The organism is Pantoea endophytica (assembly GCF_002858935.1).
GTDB classification, from domain to species: Bacteria; Pseudomonadota; Gammaproteobacteria; order Enterobacterales; family Enterobacteriaceae; genus Pantoea; species Pantoea leporis.
Genome location: NZ_PJRT01000029.1, coordinates 26,517 through 41,038, shown reverse-complemented (window position 1 = coordinate 41,038; position 14,522 = coordinate 26,517). Strand labels below are relative to the sequence as shown.

General features: G+C 54.0%; 13 protein-coding genes and 6 tRNA genes. 12 read left to right on the top strand and 7 right to left on the bottom strand.

Annotation, left to right across the window (positions count from 1 at the left end; translation table 11 throughout):
- Nucleotides 1-2 precede the first annotated feature (2 nt).
- Together PZBJ_RS17825 and PZBJ_RS17820 are read left to right on the top strand one after the other, a co-directional pair.
- The gene (locus PZBJ_RS17825; RefSeq protein WP_101763589.1) at nucleotides 3-593 is read left to right on the top strand and encodes a cysteine dioxygenase family protein; all 591 of its coding nucleotides are present in this window, start codon (nucleotides 3-5) and stop codon (nucleotides 591-593) included.
- A complete protein-coding gene (locus tag PZBJ_RS17820; RefSeq protein ID WP_101763588.1) occupies nucleotides 586-2,187 on the top strand; it encodes a rhodanese homology domain-containing protein in 1,602 nt (533 codons plus the stop codon). The genes PZBJ_RS17825 and PZBJ_RS17820 overlap by 8 nt, the downstream gene beginning before the upstream one ends.
- 140 nt (nucleotides 2,188-2,327) lie before the next feature.
- On the opposite strand, the gene PZBJ_RS17815 is transcribed toward PZBJ_RS17820, so the two are convergent.
- Nucleotides 2,328-2,403: transfer RNA gene (locus PZBJ_RS17815), tRNA-Ala, on the bottom strand.
- Between the two features lie 42 nt (nucleotides 2,404-2,445).
- Nucleotides 2,446-2,521: transfer RNA gene (locus tag PZBJ_RS17810), tRNA-Ala, on the bottom strand.
- 361 nt (nucleotides 2,522-2,882) lie between these two features.
- Here PZBJ_RS17810 and PZBJ_RS17805 point away from each other — a divergent pair.
- Together PZBJ_RS17805 and PZBJ_RS17800 are read left to right on the top strand one after the other, a co-directional pair.
- Nucleotides 2,883-3,671, top strand: a complete 789-nt coding sequence (locus PZBJ_RS17805; RefSeq protein ID WP_101763587.1) for a formate/nitrite transporter family protein — start codon at nucleotides 2,883-2,885, stop codon at nucleotides 3,669-3,671.
- A 111-nt stretch (nucleotides 3,672-3,782) separates the two neighbouring features.
- Nucleotides 3,783-4,136 (top strand): YfeC-like transcriptional regulator, encoded by a 354-nt coding sequence (locus tag PZBJ_RS17800; RefSeq protein ID WP_101763586.1) that lies wholly within the window; start codon nucleotides 3,783-3,785, stop codon nucleotides 4,134-4,136.
- Between the two features lie 35 nt (nucleotides 4,137-4,171).
- Here PZBJ_RS17800 and gltX read toward each other — a convergent pair whose 3' ends face one another.
- Nucleotides 4,172-5,593 carry a glutamate--tRNA ligase gene (gene gltX / locus PZBJ_RS17795; RefSeq protein WP_101763585.1) on the bottom strand — a complete coding sequence of 474 codons (1,422 nt, stop codon included), beginning with the start codon at nucleotides 5,591-5,593 and terminating at the stop codon, nucleotides 4,172-4,174.
- A 273-nt stretch (nucleotides 5,594-5,866) separates the two neighbouring features.
- Between gltX and PZBJ_RS17790 the strand changes: the two genes are divergently transcribed.
- From PZBJ_RS17790 to PZBJ_RS17770, 5 genes are all read left to right on the top strand, one after another.
- Nucleotides 5,867-5,942: transfer RNA gene (locus PZBJ_RS17790), tRNA-Val, on the top strand.
- Between the two features lie 49 nt (nucleotides 5,943-5,991).
- A tRNA-Val gene (locus tag PZBJ_RS17785) sits at nucleotides 5,992-6,067 on the top strand.
- Nucleotides 6,068-6,108: 41 nt separating this feature from the next.
- Nucleotides 6,109-6,184: transfer RNA gene (locus PZBJ_RS17780), tRNA-Val, on the top strand.
- Between the two features lie 4 nt (nucleotides 6,185-6,188).
- A tRNA-Lys gene (locus tag PZBJ_RS17775) sits at nucleotides 6,189-6,264 on the top strand.
- A gap of 161 nt (nucleotides 6,265-6,425) precedes the next feature.
- Nucleotides 6,426-6,755 (top strand): FlxA-like family protein, encoded by a 330-nt coding sequence (locus PZBJ_RS17770; protein WP_101763584.1) that lies wholly within the window; start codon nucleotides 6,426-6,428, stop codon nucleotides 6,753-6,755.
- Here PZBJ_RS17770 and PZBJ_RS17765 read toward each other — a convergent pair.
- Complete coding sequence (locus PZBJ_RS17765) at nucleotides 6,752-7,672, bottom strand: LysR family transcriptional regulator (protein ID WP_101763583.1); 921 nt, start codon at nucleotides 7,670-7,672, stop codon at nucleotides 6,752-6,754. The two genes, PZBJ_RS17770 and PZBJ_RS17765, sit on opposite strands and share 4 nt — an antisense overlap.
- 102 nt (nucleotides 7,673-7,774) lie before the next feature.
- Here PZBJ_RS17765 and PZBJ_RS17760 point away from each other — a divergent pair, with 102 nt between their 5' ends.
- Complete coding sequence (locus tag PZBJ_RS17760) at nucleotides 7,775-8,776, top strand: bile acid:sodium symporter family protein (RefSeq protein ID WP_101763582.1); 1,002 nt, start codon at nucleotides 7,775-7,777, stop codon at nucleotides 8,774-8,776.
- A gap of 31 nt (nucleotides 8,777-8,807) precedes the next feature.
- On the opposite strand, the gene PZBJ_RS17755 is transcribed toward PZBJ_RS17760, so the two are convergent.
- The 3 genes from PZBJ_RS17755 to zipA form a co-directional block, all read right to left on the bottom strand.
- Nucleotides 8,808-9,026 carry a DUF3820 family protein gene (locus tag PZBJ_RS17755; protein ID WP_101763581.1) on the bottom strand — a complete coding sequence of 73 codons (219 nt, stop codon included), beginning with the start codon at nucleotides 9,024-9,026 and terminating at the stop codon, nucleotides 8,808-8,810.
- A 1-nt stretch (nucleotide 9,027) separates the two neighbouring features.
- Entirely contained in the window at nucleotides 9,028-11,046 is a 2,019-nt protein-coding gene (gene ligA, locus PZBJ_RS17750) for an NAD-dependent DNA ligase LigA (protein WP_101763580.1), read from the bottom strand.
- Nucleotides 11,047-11,114: 68 nt separating this feature from the next.
- Nucleotides 11,115-12,092, bottom strand: coding sequence for a cell division protein ZipA (zipA, locus tag PZBJ_RS17745; protein WP_101763579.1), 978 nt, complete (start codon nucleotides 12,090-12,092; stop codon nucleotides 11,115-11,117).
- Nucleotides 12,093-12,309: 217 nt separating this feature from the next.
- On the opposite strand from zipA, the gene cysZ reads away from it, so the two are divergent.
- A complete protein-coding gene (gene cysZ, locus PZBJ_RS17740; protein WP_101763578.1) occupies nucleotides 12,310-13,068 on the top strand; it encodes a sulfate transporter CysZ in 759 nt (252 codons plus the stop codon).
- A 140-nt stretch (nucleotides 13,069-13,208) separates the two neighbouring features.
- Nucleotides 13,209-14,180: a cysteine synthase A gene (gene cysK, locus PZBJ_RS17735; protein WP_101763577.1), complete on the top strand. Its 972-nt coding sequence runs from the start codon at nucleotides 13,209-13,211 to the stop codon at nucleotides 14,178-14,180.
- Nucleotides 14,181-14,522: the final 342 nt, after the last annotated feature.

Genomic DNA, 14,522 nt, shown 5'->3' with positions numbered 1-14,522 from the left:
TTATGAGCCAGTATCAGCACCAGCGCCTGCGAGATTTTGTCGCCAATCTTGCCAACTTGCTGGATGCGCAGCCGGAAGAGGCCACGGTGTTACAACGTGGCAGCGCGTGGCTTGGCGAGTTGATTCGCCACGACGACTGGCTGGACGACGCCTTTACCCAACCTCATCCCGAACACTATCAACAATATTTGTTGTATGCCGATGCGCAGCAACGCTTTTCGGTGGTGAGTTTCGTCTGGGGGCCAGGCCAGCAAACGCCGATTCACGACCATCGCGTATGGGGACTGATTGGCATGCTGCGCGGCGCAGAGATTTCACAATCCTGGCAGCCGGGGCCAAACGGATTGCAGCCGGAAGGCGCGCCAGTCCGACTCGATCCCGGCCGCGTTGAAGCGGTGTCGCCGACGGTAGGCGATATTCATCGCGTCAGCAACGCCTATGACGACCGCGTCTCCATCAGCATTCACGTTTATGGCGCCAACATTGGCGCGGTCAAACGCGCGGTCTACCGCGAAGACGGCAGTGAAAAAACGTTTATCTCCGGTTACAGCAACCGTTACTTACCGAACATTTGGGACCTTTCACATGACTAAACCGGTTTTCCCTTTACGCCAGGCGGCGGAAATTATTGAGGCCCTGCGTCAGCAGCAGGAAGTGGCGATTGTCGATGTGCGCGATGAAGCGCTGTTTGCCACCGCGCATCCGTTGTTTGCGGTGAATATTCCACTGTCAAAACTGGAGCTTGAGCTGCTGGACCGCATTCCGCAGCGCACCACCGCGATCACGCTGTATGACGGTAACGAAGGCCTGGCGCAAACCGCTGCCGAACGGATTGCCGCGCTGGGTTACAGCAATGTCGCGCTGCTGGCAGATGATTTGGCCGGCTGGCAAGCGGCGGGCGGCGAACTGTTTATCGACGTGAATTCACCCAGCAAAGCGTTTGGCGAACTGGTTGAGCATCACAATCACACACCTTCTTTATCTGCGGACGAGGTGCATCAGCTGATTAACAGCGATGCTAACGTGGTAGTGCTCGATGCGCGTCGTTTCGATGAATATCAAACCATGAGTATTCCAGGCGCCACCAGCGTGCCGGGCGGTGAACTGGTGCTGCGCGTGCGTGACATCGCGCCATCGCCGGAGACCACGGTGATAGTGAACTGCGCCGGCCGCACGCGCAGTATCATTGGTACGCAATCGCTGGTGAACGCCGGGATTCGCAATCCGGTGTTCGCACTGCGTAATGGTACCATCGGCTGGACGCTGGCCGGGCATGCGCTGGATAAAGGCCAGTCGCGCCGCTACGGTGAGGCCAGCGAAACCGCACAGCGTCAGGCGGCGAACAATGCGCGCATCATCGCCGATCGCGCCGGTGTGGAACGTATCCCACTCGCCACGCTGAAACGCTGGCAGCAGGAGACGCGTACCACTTATCTGTTTGATGTGCGTGATGCCGACGAATACGCCGCCGGGCATCTGCCTGGCAGCCGCCATGTGCCGGGAGGTCAACTGGTGCAGGAGACCGATCATTACGCCAGCGTGCGCGGTGCGCGCATTGTGCTAATTGATGATGACGGCGTGCGCGCCAATATGACCGCATCCTGGCTGGCGCAGCTTGGCTGGCAGGTTTCGGTGCTGGAGGAGCTGCAGGCCAGTGATTTCAGTGAACGCGGTAACTGGAAAGCGCAGGTGCCGCCCGTCGCTCAACCCGAATTCATCTCACCGCAGCAGTTAGCGGAATGGTTGCAGGAAGGACAAACGCAGGTACTGGATTTCACCACGCGCGCGAACCATCTCAACAGCCATATTCCGGGCGCGGCCTGGTTGCTGCGCTCTACCCTGCAGCAGCAAGGCAAAGCGTTGTTGCCGGAGGCACGTCGCTATGTTCTGACCTGCGGCAGCAGCCTGCTAGCGGGTTATGCGGTGCAACAAGTGGCTGAGCTGACCGGCAAGCCGGTGTTTGTGCTGGAGGGCGGTAACGCTGCCTGGCGCGAAGCGGGTTTGCCAACGGAGCAGGGAGAGCAGCAACTGTTGTCCCCGGCCATTGATCGCTATCGCCGTCCATATGAAGGCACCGATATTGAAGCGGGCGTGATGCAGGCGTATCTGGACTGGGAATACGGTTTAGTGGCGCAGCTGGATCGCGATGGCACGCACGGTTTCCGGGTGCTGCAATTGCAGCCGTAGGCTGTTACGGCCTGATGATAATTTGCGTCGTGAGTGATGAGGTCGCCAAAATGGCGGCCCTTCAAACGACAAAAATCGCAATTTACTGCGTTGCGTTTAAGAAGGTATTTTTTTGAATGTGTTCAGAATGAACAGAGATTTGGTGGAGATAAGCGGGATCGAACCGCTGACCTCTTGCATGCCATGCAAGCGCTCTCCCAGCTGAGCTATACCCCCACATCTGGAAATCATTTTTCGGTCAAACCGTTGGGAGCGGTTTGGTGGAGATAAGCGGGATCGAACCGCTGACCTCTTGCATGCCATGCAAGCGCTCTCCCAGCTGAGCTATACCCCCGAACCGAAAAACTGCCGAGTAAACTCGACGGACGGGATAATATGAAACCGCCCCTTGAGTGTCAACGTCAAATTCTCGTTCTGTGTTTGATCGCTGAAAAAGGCGTCAACCCCGCGTCAGCATGGTTTTTTTTCAACACGCCATCCCGCTGCGCGACTATTTATATGCACCATCCGGCAATGCTTCCCCACTCCAACCTCAACCCTGCGTTAACTTTAGGTTAAAGATGTTAGAAGCAGTCTTGTTTTCGTTAAAAGTGCGTGTAAAACTTAGCGCGCTAATTAACCGGTCATCCTACCAGGGTGTTCTCTCAATGACCGGCCAGCAACGTCCCCATTAATCCATAAAAGAAAAGTGAACTATGTCGCTGCATACACCTAAAGAGATCGCCCAACTGGCGATTCAAGCTGGCGTGGCTAAAAGCCGCCTGCCTATCTCCACCTTGTTGATTCTTGGCTTTATGGCCGGTGCGTTTATCGCCACTGGCTTCCTGCTCGATCTGCATGTCATTAACCAACTGCCTGCTGAATGGGGTTCATTCGGCGTGCTGCTCGGCGCTGCGGTGTTCCCGGTCGGGTTGATCATGACGGTACTGGCGGGCGGCGAGCTGCTGACCGGCAATATGATGACGATGCCCATCGCCTGGTTCGCTCGTCGCATCAGTGGCTTCAGCGTTCTGCGTAACTGGTTTTGGGTTACCCTCGCCAATTTCATTGGCAGCGTTGCGGTTGCATGGTTCTTTGGTCACATGCTGGGCATGACCGAAGGCGATTACCTGAAAAAAACCGTGGCGATTGCGCACGCAAAAGTGAATGCCGATTTCCTGCATGCCTTTATTTCCGGCGTGGGCTGCAACTGGCTGGTGTGTCTGGCGGTGTGGCTCGCCTTCGCCAGTAAAGATGTGGTAGGTAAAATTTTCGGTATGTGGTTCCCGGTGATGGCGTTCGTGGCGATTGGCTTCCAGCACGTCGTCGCAAACATGTTTATTGTTCCGGCGGCAATTTTTGCCGGGCAGATGAGCTGGGCGGAATTTGCGCCAAACGTGATCGCGGTGTTCCTCGGTAACGGCGTGGGCGGTGCAATTTTTGTTGGCCTCACCTATTTCATCGCTTTCCGTCCGGAACAACCCGCAGTGAGCCAGGCGCAATAACCGAATTTTGCCTTTTGTTGGAGAGCAGAAGGCATTTTCTGTTCAGGTTACTTTTCCCCGTTACGTTTTGTTGTAATATGTAGAACTAATGTATTTAACAGGGACAGCATCGTGAAAAAGGAATGGCTTACCCCCGAGGAGCTCGCGCAGGAAACGGGCTACAGTCGGCAAACGGTGAATAAATGGATCAAGCGTGAAAACTGGACAACCACGCCAAAGCCCGGTGTTCAGGGCGGTAAAGCGCGATTGATCCATATAGATGAGCGCGTAAAGAGCTTTGTTCAATCCACCCGCCACGCGAACGAACCGGCGGCTAATTACGGTGCACAACAAAATACGTTACCTGCGTTATTAATAAATTCTGTCCAGCAAATGACGGCAGCGGAGCAAGATCAATTTGCGGCGTTGTTGTTGCGGGAGGGAATTCGAGGCGTACTGGAACGTCTGGGGATTCAGGAAGAATAAATAAGCCGGAAGCAGATGCTTCCGGCTTTTTCACATTATGCGTTTGCTTCGCGCTCCGCGATGAATGCCAGCGCTTTTTCGATTCGCGCAACGCTGCGGCTGCGACCAATCGCTTCCACCGTCACATCCAGCGCCGGTGACTGACCAGAACCGGTCACCGCTACACGCAGTGGCATACCGACTTTGCCCATCCCCAGCTCCAGCTCATCTGCCGCAGACTGAATTGCATGATGCACATTCTCTGCGTTCCAGTTGCTGTCGCTGATTGCAGCCAGTTTGTCGCGCACCACTTCCAGCGGCTGACGCGCGACCGGACGCAGATGCTTCTTCGCCGCGTCAGCATCAAAGGCTTCAAACTCTTCATAGAAGTAACGGCAAGATGCCGCGATCTCTACCAGGGTTTTGCAACGCTCGCCCAGTAAGGTAACCAGCTTTGCCAACTCCGGACCGGTGCGGGTATCAATCTTCTGCTGCTCAATATGCCATTGCAGCTGCGTAGCAACGTACTCCGGCGGCAGCGTATTAATGTAGTGATGATTTAGCCACTGCAGTTTTTCAGTATTGAAAGCACTGGCCGACTTACTCACGGCATCCAGAGTGAACAGCTCTGCCATTTCCGGCACGCTGAAAATCTCCTGATCGCCATGTGACCAGCCAAGACGTACCAGATAGTTGAGCAGCGCTTCCGGCAAATAACCGTCATCACGATACTGCATCACGCCAACAGCGCCATGACGTTTGGACAACTTCTTACTGTCATCGCCGAGGATCATTGATACGTGCGCGTAAGTTGGCACTTCTGCACCGATCGCTTTCAGGATATTGATCTGGCGTGGCGTGTTGTTGATATGGTCTTCACCACGAATCACGTGAGTGATGCCCATATCCCAGTCATCCACCACCACACAGAAGTTATAGGTGGGTGAACCGTCGGTACGACGAATGATCAGGTCATCCAGTTCCTGATTACTGAATTCAATCGGACCACGAATCTGATCGTCAAAGATGACAGAACCGTCCTGCGGGTTGCGGAAGCGCACCACGCACGGCTCATCAGCGGCGTGATGTTCATGGCTGTCGCGGCAGCGGCCGTCATAACGCGGCTTTTCGCCTTTTTCCATCTGCTCTTCACGCAGCGCATCGAGACGTTCTTTACTGCAGTAGCATTTATAGGCCGTGCCCGCTTCCAGCATGTCGTCGATCACCGCGTTGTAGCGATCAAAACGCTTGGTCTGATAATACGGACCTTCATCCCAGTTAAGGCTCAGCCAGTTCATACCATCCATGATGGCTTCAATGGCTTCCGGTGTGGAACGCTCCAGATCGGTATCTTCGATACGCAGAACGAATTCGCCTTTGTTATGGCGAGCATAAAGCCAGGAGTAAAGAGCAGTACGAGCACCGCCTACGTGCAGATAGCCCGTTGGGCTGGGTGCGAAGCGAGTTTTGATTTTCATTCAGCATTGCCTTAAATGCGCAGGTTTCATTGTCTGGATGACAAAAAAACGGGTTAACGCGAAAAAACAGTGCGCACATTCTAGCAGGTGAGGCTGATTCCTCAATGATTGTCGCGGTGGCATCCCGGTTTGCTGTGCGCTTTTCTGCTAATAAAACCAGCACATTGGCGAAAAGCGCCCCACGATGATTATTTTTAAAGCGAACGCACATTTAAGTTTTAAAAACCGTTGACTCACTTTGAAGGATCCCTATAATGCGACTCCACACAGCGGGGGTGATTAGCTCAGTTGGTAGAGCATCTCCCTTACAAGGAGGGGGTCGGCGGTTCGAGCCCGTCATCACCCACCACTCTTTAGAAGGTTTAAAGATGGCCCGCAGTGAACAAGAGATAAGATATGGGTGATTAGCTCAGTTGGTAGAGCATCTCCCTTACAAGGAGGGGGTCGGCGGTTCGAGCCCGTCATCACCCACCATATCTTAGTCAGATGACACTCTTGTTAAGCAGTACCGAAGTGGGTGATTAGCTCAGTTGGTAGAGCATCTCCCTTACAAGGAGGGGGTCGGCGGTTCGAGCCCGTCATCACCCACCACTTCGGGTCGTTAGCTCAGTTGGTAGAGCAGTTGACTTTTAATCAATTGGTCGCAGGTTCGAATCCTGCACGACCCACCAATGTAAAAAGGCGCCCTAAAGGCGCCTTTTTGCTATGCGTTAAATCTGTGGTTAATGCGCTAAATCCCAACGAACCCTTTTCGCAAGTTTAACACTCCCTGCCCTCAAGCCTCCTTATACTCTAACCGATAACGATAATGGTCTATTGCAAGGAGAAAACCATGTCTATATCCAGCGTAGGTAGTGTCAGCACCGCAAGTAGCGGCGGCGGTTCTACCTCAGAAATCGCCAGCCTCTATAAACAGATTCAATCCATCACTAAGCAGCTGAAAGATCTTTCCAGCGACGATACGCTCACCGATGAGCAAAAGTCTGAACAGGAGCAGATGCTGCAATCACAGATTCAAATGATTGAAGCGCAAATCGCGCAAATTGAGCAGCAGCAAGCTGAGAAAGCGCAACAGAAACAGGAAGCACAGCAACCTGCGGCCACCAAAGCTGATGGTATTAACCGCCCAACTGATACCAATCAAATCAACGTTTACGTTTAAAACGCCGGCTTTAGCATGCGTTGTTGCGTCAGCAGGGCTGCCTGCTGGCGCACTTCCTGCCAGATCGCTTCTGCGGCGGGTGTCAGCGAGCGGTTTTTGCGCTTTATCAGCATCAGGCTGCGATTAATTTCCGGATAAAGACGCCGCACCGTGAGTTTGCGTCCTGACGGCAACGGCAAGGCCAGCGCAGGCAGAATGCTGATGCCAATTCCCGCTTCCACCATCGGATAAAGCGTAGCGGGATGACCGATTTCCTGCACCACATGCACACTCAACGCCAGCTGTTGCAGCGCGGCATCAACTAACACGCGACTGCCGGAAGCATAATCCTGTAGCACCATATTGCGTCCGGCCAGCATCGACCATTGCGCCTGTTCAATTTGCGCCAGCTCGTCATCTTCATGACACAGCAGTAAAAAAGGCTCCTGCAGAATCTCTTCGCTGTCAAAATCAGTGTCGTTGAGCGGGCCAATTACAATGCCAAAATCAACCTCCGCATTGCGTACGCTTTGCAGCACCCATTGCTGTACGCGGTCATGCAGGATGACGCGGATATCCGGATAGCGCTGCTGGCTGCTGGCCAGGCACTGCGGCATCAGATGGGCAGAAGGCGTTTGGCTGGCGGCAACACGCACCGTGCCGCTGCGCTGTTCGCCATAGCTGCGCACATCCAACACGGTGGTATTGAGGTCGTCCAGCAGACGATTAAGCCGTGTGGCCAGCTGCTGCCCCGCCTCGGTCAGCATTACTTCCCGCGTAGTGCGATCGAGTAAGCGCACGCCCATTTCCGCTTCCAGCTCTTTAATGCTATGGCTGACCGCCGACTGACTTAAACCAATCGCTTGGCCGGCCAGACTGAAGCTGCCGTGATGCGCCACCGCGACAAAGGTACGCAACTGACGTAAGGTGTAATTCATCGATATCGCTCATAGATTGATGCAATAAATCAATTTTATTTCTAAACCCAGCAGGCGCACAATCAGCACCATCATTTTTTTAAATTTAACCGGATTTTAACAATGGGATTTTTACGCCTCGATCCGATGATGATTAAACTCATCATTACCGTGCTGCTGGCCAGCTTTATTCCTGCCAAAGGCGTCTTTGTCGATATCTTCGAATATCTGACCACCGCCGCCATCGCCCTGCTGTTCTTTATGCATGGCGCCAAACTGTCGCGCGAGAAGATCATTGCCGGCAGCAGCCACTGGCGTTTGCACTTGTGGATTATGTGCAGCACCTTTGTGATTTTCCCGATTATTGGTTTGCTGATTGTCTGGTGGCATCCGGTTAACGTCAGCCCGGAGATTTACACCGGCTTTATCTATCTGTGTATTCTGCCAGCGACCGTGCAATCCTCAATCGCCTTCACCTCAATGGCGGGCGGCAACGTCGCCGCTGCGGTCTGTGCAGCTTCAGCCTCCAGCCTGCTCGGCGTATTTGTCTCGCCGCTGCTGGTGAATCTGGTGATGAATGTGCATAGCGAAATGCCGGGCAACGGTCTGGAGCAGATTGGCAAAATTATGCTGCAACTGCTGGTGCCGTTTGTTTTAGGACATCTGTCGCGTCGCTGGATTGGCGCGTGGGTCGAGAAGCATCGCAGCCTGATTGGTAAAACCGACCAAACCTCGATTCTGCTGGTGGTTTACTCCGCCTTCAGTGAAGCGGTGGTGAACGGCATTTGGCATCGCGTGGGCGTGGATACCTTGCTGTGGATTCTGGTTGGCAGCGTGCTGGTGCTGTTTATCGCACTGGCGATTAACCTGGCGGCATCGCGCCTGTTTGGCTTCAGCCGTGCGGACGAGATTGTGGTGCTGTTCTGTGGCTCGAAAAAGAGTCTGGCGAACGGTGTCCCGATGGCCAACATCCTGTTCCCGGCCAGTTCCGTGGGGATTATCGTGCTGCCGCTGATGATCTTCCATCAGGTGCAGTTAATGGTGTGTTCTTTCATTGCCCAGCGCTATAAAGCCGGCAATGAAAAACGGCTGGCGCAGCAGCAAGTAGAAGCGCAGAAGTCCTAAATACAACGGCCCGCAAAAGCGGGCCGTTTTGTTATTCATTGCGCTTGAGCGGTTTGATTAAACCTTCCAGCCCTTCGATCTTGATGGTCAGCGTCAGCTGCATCAATTCGCCTAACTTACCGGCCGGGAATTCATCTTTGCGAGCGAACCACAGCAAATACTCCTCCGGCACATCAATCAGCGCTCTGCCCTTGTACTTGCCGAACGGCATCACGGTATTGGCGATTTCAACCAGTTGCTGTTTATCCACATTACGCTCCGAGCAGGCGAATCATTTCCGCTTCGTCGATCACCGGAATGCCGAGCTCCTGCGCTTTCGCCAGCTTGGAACCGGCCGCTTCCCCCGCAATCAGCAAATCGGTTTTCTTCGACACGCTACCGCTCACTTTAGCGCCCAACGCTACCAGACGCTCTTTGGCATCATCGCGATTCATCTGCGACAGAGAGCCGGTCAGTACCACGGTTTTACCGGCAAATGGACTATCAATTTCTTCGACATTGACCACTTCAACCTGCGGCCAGTGCACGCCAATCTCTTCAGTAAGATCGCGAATAACGGCGCGGTTGCTCTCTTCATCCATAAAGTTACGCACATGCGTCGCCACCACTTTGCCGACATCTTGTACTTCAATCAGCGCATCGAGATCGGCGTTCATCACCTTTTCCAGCTCGCCAAAGTGATTGGCAAGGTTGGCGGCAGTGGCTTCGCCCACTTCGCGGATACCCAGCGCATAGAGGAAACGTGCCAGCGTGGTGGATTTGGCCTTTTCCAGCGCATCAACCACGTTCTGAGCCGATTTAGGGCCCATGCGATCGAGTCCGGTTAGCTTACCGGCAGTAAGGCGGAACAGATCGGCTGGCGTTAAGACGTACTCTTTCTCCACCAACTGATCGATGATCTTATCGCCCATGCCATCGACATCCATCGCACGACGCGAAACGAAGTGTTTAAGTGCTTCTTTACGCTGCGCGCCACAAATCAGGCCGCCGGTGCAGCGCGTCACAACTTCACCTTCCACGCGTTCAACGTCTGAACCGCACACCGGGCAATGACCTGGGAAGACGATTTCACGCGTCTCTGTCGGGCGCTCCGATTCCACCACGTTGACCACTTGCGGAATCACGTCACCGGCGCGGCGAATCACCACCTTGTCGCCAATGCGCAAACCCAGTCGGGCAATTTCATCGGCGTTGTGCAGCGTGGCATTACTTACCACAACGCCCGCAACCTGAACCGGCTCCAGACGCGCGACGGGCGTAATCGCGCCGGTGCGGCCCACCTGGAATTCGACATCGCGCACGAACGTCATCTGTTCCTGCGCCGGGAATTTAAAGGCTACAGCCCAGCGCGGCGCTCGCGCCACAAAGCCGAGCTGCTCCTGCAGCGCCTGCGAATCGACCTTGATAACCACGCCATCGATATCGAAGCCGAGCGACGGGCGCTCCTGCTCAACCTGACGATAAAACGCCAGCACTTCATCGGCGCTGTGTGCCAGGCGAATACGATCGGTGACTGGCAATCCCCACGCCTTAAACTGTTGCAGACGTTGCCAATGGCTGGCAGGCATTTCACCGCCTTCCAGCAGACCAAAACCGTAGCAGAAGAAGGTCAGTGGACGTTTAGCGGTGATGCGTGGATCGAGCTGGCGCAGTGAACCGGCTGCGGCGTTGCGTGGGTTAGCAAAGACTTTCGCGCCGGTGCGACGCGCTTCTTCATTCAGCTTTTCAAAACCGCTTTCGGTGATAAACACTTCGCCACGCACTTCAACGCGTGCGGGGATGTTATCGCCATGCAGACGCAGCGGAATGGCGTGAATTGTGCGCACGTTCGCCGTGATGTTCTCGCCGGTGGTACCATCTCCGCGCGTCGCCGCACGCACCAGCAGGCCATCTTCATACAGCAAGCTCACGGCTAGACCATCCAGCTTGAGCTCGCAGCAGTAAGTCAATTCGTCAGTGCTTTTAAGGCGATCCTGCACGCGTTTATTAAAGGCAAGGAAGCCCGCTTCATCAAAGGTGTTGTCCAGCGATAACATCGGCACTTCATGACGCACTTGCTCAAAAGCCGCCAGCGGTGCCGCACCCACGCGTTGGGTGGGTGAATCAGGGGTGATCAAATCAGGATGTGCGCTTTCCAGCTCGCGCAGCTGAACCATCAATCGGTCATACTCTGCATCCGGAATTTCCGGCGTATCCATCACGTGGTAGAGATATTCGTGGTGACGTAACGTGGTGCGCAGCGCGGTGATCTGCTCCTGAACCGATTTCATAGTCTCTTATCCGATAAAAAACCCCCGACAGGCGGGGGTTATACTTGTTTTGACTCAGCTAGCGGCGATTAACCGATAACTTCGCGAATACGCGTTTTGTAGGTTTCCAGCTTCTGCGGCGTCATCATGCGACGCTCATCATCCAGCACCACGCCGCCTACATCATCAGCGATACGCTGCGCGGATTGCAGCATCAGCTTGAAGTTCTGATTCGCATCGCCGTACGACGGCACCATCATGAAGATCGAGACGCCAGGCGTAGAGAAATTCCCCATTTGATCCGGATCGAATGAACCCGGCTTCACCATGTTCGCCAGGCTAAACAGCACCGGACCGCTGCCGGCTGGGCTAAGATGGCGATGGAAAATGTTCATCTCACCAAACTGGAATCCGGCCTGCAGGATGCCCTGCAACAGCGCTTCACCGTTCAGTTCGCCGCCCGCATGTGCAGCGACGTGCAGCACTAATACGGCCTCTTTTTTACTGCCAGGCGCAGCAGCCGCTGGCTGTGGCGCTTCTGGTTGATGTGCAACTGGCGCTTCAGGTTCGAATTCTGGCTCTTCTGCGGCGAGGAATTCAGGTGCAGGTTGAGTCGCGGAAAGCGGTTCGTTATCCAGCAAAGGATCGGCCTGAATCGGTAGTGGTGCAGGCGCTGGCGTTGGCTTCGCCACTGGCGCTTGCGGCGCAGCCGGCTTACGCACGTCTGGCTCGTTATCCAGCAGCGGATCGCCTAATAATGGGTCAGCCTGACGTGATGCCGGTTGACGTACAGGTTCAGGCGCACGCGGCGCGCTCGCTGGACGTGCAGTGAATTCAGGTTCTTCATCCGCATCACGAGGACGACGTACACGGACTTCGCCGACGCCATCATCTTCTTCGCTCAGCAGATCTTCATCGGCTTCTTCGCGCTGTTTCAGACGTTTGTGCGGGCGATCACGAAACACGGAGGAGCGCTCTTTATGGCTGGTCCACAGTCCATGAAGTAGCAGCGCTATTATGGCGATCGCGCCAACAACGATTAATATCAGACGCAAATCCTGCATCATTGTATTCTCTGTTGTTCCAATACCTTGCCACCACGGCAAACTTTATCCTCTAACTGTATTTGCCCAGCTAAACAAGTGCAAGTCTGTGCAGTATTTTCTGACAAATTAGATAGCTGCCCCACGCTTTTTTGCTGTTTTTTCGCGCAAACACTGCCTGAAGCCGATAAAAAGCCAGGTTATGATGGACGCGCCGCTATATTTAGGAGAAAGGCTCGCTATGCCCGCAGGAAATTCGGTCTCAACATTTAATGGTGTTCACTACTTCGCTGAAGGATGGAAACTGGTGCGCCTGCCCGGCATTCGTCGCTATGTCATCATGCCGCTACTGATCAACATCGTGCTACTTGGCGGTGCCTTTATCTGGTTGTTTCAGCGCTTGGGGCAGTGGATCCCGGCTTTAATGTCACATATCCCTGACTGGCTGCAGTGGCTGAGTTATCTGCTATGGCCGCTCTCAGTGATTTCGATTGTGTTGGTATTCAGTTACTTCTTTTCGACTCTGGCAAATCTGATTGCCGCGCCCTTCTGTGGCTTGCTCGCCGAGCAGCTTGAAGGGCGATTGACCGGAACGCCATTACCAGATAGCGGTTGGGTGGGCCTGATAAAAGACATACCGCGCATCATGAAGCGAGAGTTTCAGAAGCTCGGCTACTATTTGCCGCGTGCGCTTGGTTTGCTGTTGCTGCACTTTATCCCCGGCTTTGGACAAACGGTGGCGCCCGTTCTATGGTTTTTATTCAGTGCGTGGATGTTGTCCGTGCAGTATTGCGACTACCCATTTGATAACCACAAAGTGAGTTTCCAGCAGATGCGCCAGGCGTTGCGCCAGCACAAAAGCGCAAATATGCAATTTGGTGCGCTGGTTAGCCTGTTCACCATGATCCCGATTATCAATCTGGCGATTCTGCCGGTTGCGGTATGCGGTGCAACGGCCATGTGGGTGGATCGTTATCATGCACAACATGCGCGCCGCTAAAGCTTTAAATCGTCTTATGCATTTTTGCGTAAGGCTTATGGTTGTGCGCTATATAGATATGCGATTTCTTTCCTTCCGCACATCATTAGAAAAGGTATGCTCTGAGGGTTCCCAATATTTCATACAGTTAAGGACGAGCTATGAGTAAGATCTATGAAGACAACTCTCTGACAATTGGTCATACGCCGCTGGTTCGACTGAACCGCATCGGTAACGGCCGCATTCTGGCTAAGGTCGAGTCGCGCAACCCGAGCTTCAGCATCAAATGCCGTATCGGTGCCAATATGATTTGGGACGCGGAAAAACGCGGTATTTTGAAGCCGGGCGTTGAGCTGGTTGAACCAACCAGCGGTAACACCGGTATTGCGCTGGCTTACGTCGCCGCAGCGCGCGGTTACAAGCTGACGCTAACCATGCCAGAAACCATGTCAATTGAGCGCCGCAAGCTGCTGAAAGCGCTGGGAGCTAACCTGGTGCTAACCGAAGGTCCTAAAGGCATGAAAGGTGCCATCGCGAAGGCGGAAGAGATTGTCGCCAGCGATCCGGACAAATATGTGCTGTTGCAGCAGTTCAGCAACCCAGCCAACCCGGAAATCCACGAAAAAACCACCGGTCCAGAAATTTGGGAAGACACCGACGGCGAAGTGGACGTGTTTATTGCGGGCGTGGGCACCGGCGGTACGCTGACAGGCGTGAGCCGTTACATCAAGAATACCAAAGGCAAGACCGAGTTGATTACAGTTGCCGTTGAGCCAACAGATTCACCGGTTATTGCTCAGGCACTGGCGGGCGAAGAGATCAAACCAGGCCCACATAAAATTCAGGGCATCGGTGCCGGCTTCATTCCTGGCAACCTTGATCTGGAATTGATCGACCGCGTAGTGGCGATCACCAATGAAGAAGCCATTAGCACCGCCCGTAAGCTGATGGAAGAAGAAGGTATTTTAGCAGGTATCTCCTCAGGTGCTGCCGTTGCTGCCGCGCTGAAGCTGCAAGAAGATGAAGCCTTCGCCAACAAGAACATCGTGGTGATTCTGCCCTCCTCCGGCGAACGTTATTTAAGTACCGCGCTGTTTGCCGATCTCTTCACTGAGAAAGAACTCCAGCAGTGATGCTTAAAGTCTGAAACTGACGAAAAAAGCACCCGAATGGGTGCTTTTTTGTGGTGCAGATCTCACTTTTATCACCAGACAGATTGCTTTCAGTGATGCGGCTCTGGTATTTAAGCTTCCAATTATTTCGGTGCCTGAAATTAATCTGCCTTTGAAGTGGATCAAGCTGAATCGATTTACTGATTTGGCGAAACGGCGAATCACGGCATAATGAGAAGAGTGACGCATTCGTGCAGTTTTTGATCTGTCACTGTTAATGACGTACTCATTCGAGCGCATTTTATGGTGAGCTTAAAGCCATACCAGCGCACCTACACAGGCTAAAGTTACGGCTCCAGGCTA

Coding starts and splice junctions, on each gene's coding strand:
- PZBJ_RS17825 (WP_101763589.1), top strand. CDS start 3: ATGAGCCAGTATCAGCACCAGCGCCTGCGAGATTTTGTCGCCAATCTT.
- cysK (WP_101763577.1), top strand. CDS start 13,209: ATGAGTAAGATCTATGAAGACAACTCTCTGACAATTGGTCATACGCCG.
- gltX (WP_101763585.1), bottom strand. CDS start 5,593: ATGAAAATCAAAACTCGCTTCGCACCCAGCCCAACGGGCTATCTGCAC.
- zipA (WP_101763579.1), bottom strand. CDS start 12,092: ATGATGCAGGATTTGCGTCTGATATTAATCGTTGTTGGCGCGATCGCC.
- PZBJ_RS17805 (WP_101763587.1), top strand. CDS start 2,883: ATGTCGCTGCATACACCTAAAGAGATCGCCCAACTGGCGATTCAAGCT.
- PZBJ_RS17760 (WP_101763582.1), top strand. CDS start 7,775: ATGGGATTTTTACGCCTCGATCCGATGATGATTAAACTCATCATTACC.
- PZBJ_RS17765 (WP_101763583.1), bottom strand. CDS start 7,672: ATGAATTACACCTTACGTCAGTTGCGTACCTTTGTCGCGGTGGCGCAT.
- cysZ (WP_101763578.1), top strand. CDS start 12,310: ATGCCCGCAGGAAATTCGGTCTCAACATTTAATGGTGTTCACTACTTC.
- ligA (WP_101763580.1), bottom strand. CDS start 11,046: ATGAAATCGGTTCAGGAGCAGATCACCGCGCTGCGCACCACGTTACGT.
- PZBJ_RS17770 (WP_101763584.1), top strand. CDS start 6,426: ATGTCTATATCCAGCGTAGGTAGTGTCAGCACCGCAAGTAGCGGCGGC.
- PZBJ_RS17820 (WP_101763588.1), top strand. CDS start 586: ATGACTAAACCGGTTTTCCCTTTACGCCAGGCGGCGGAAATTATTGAG.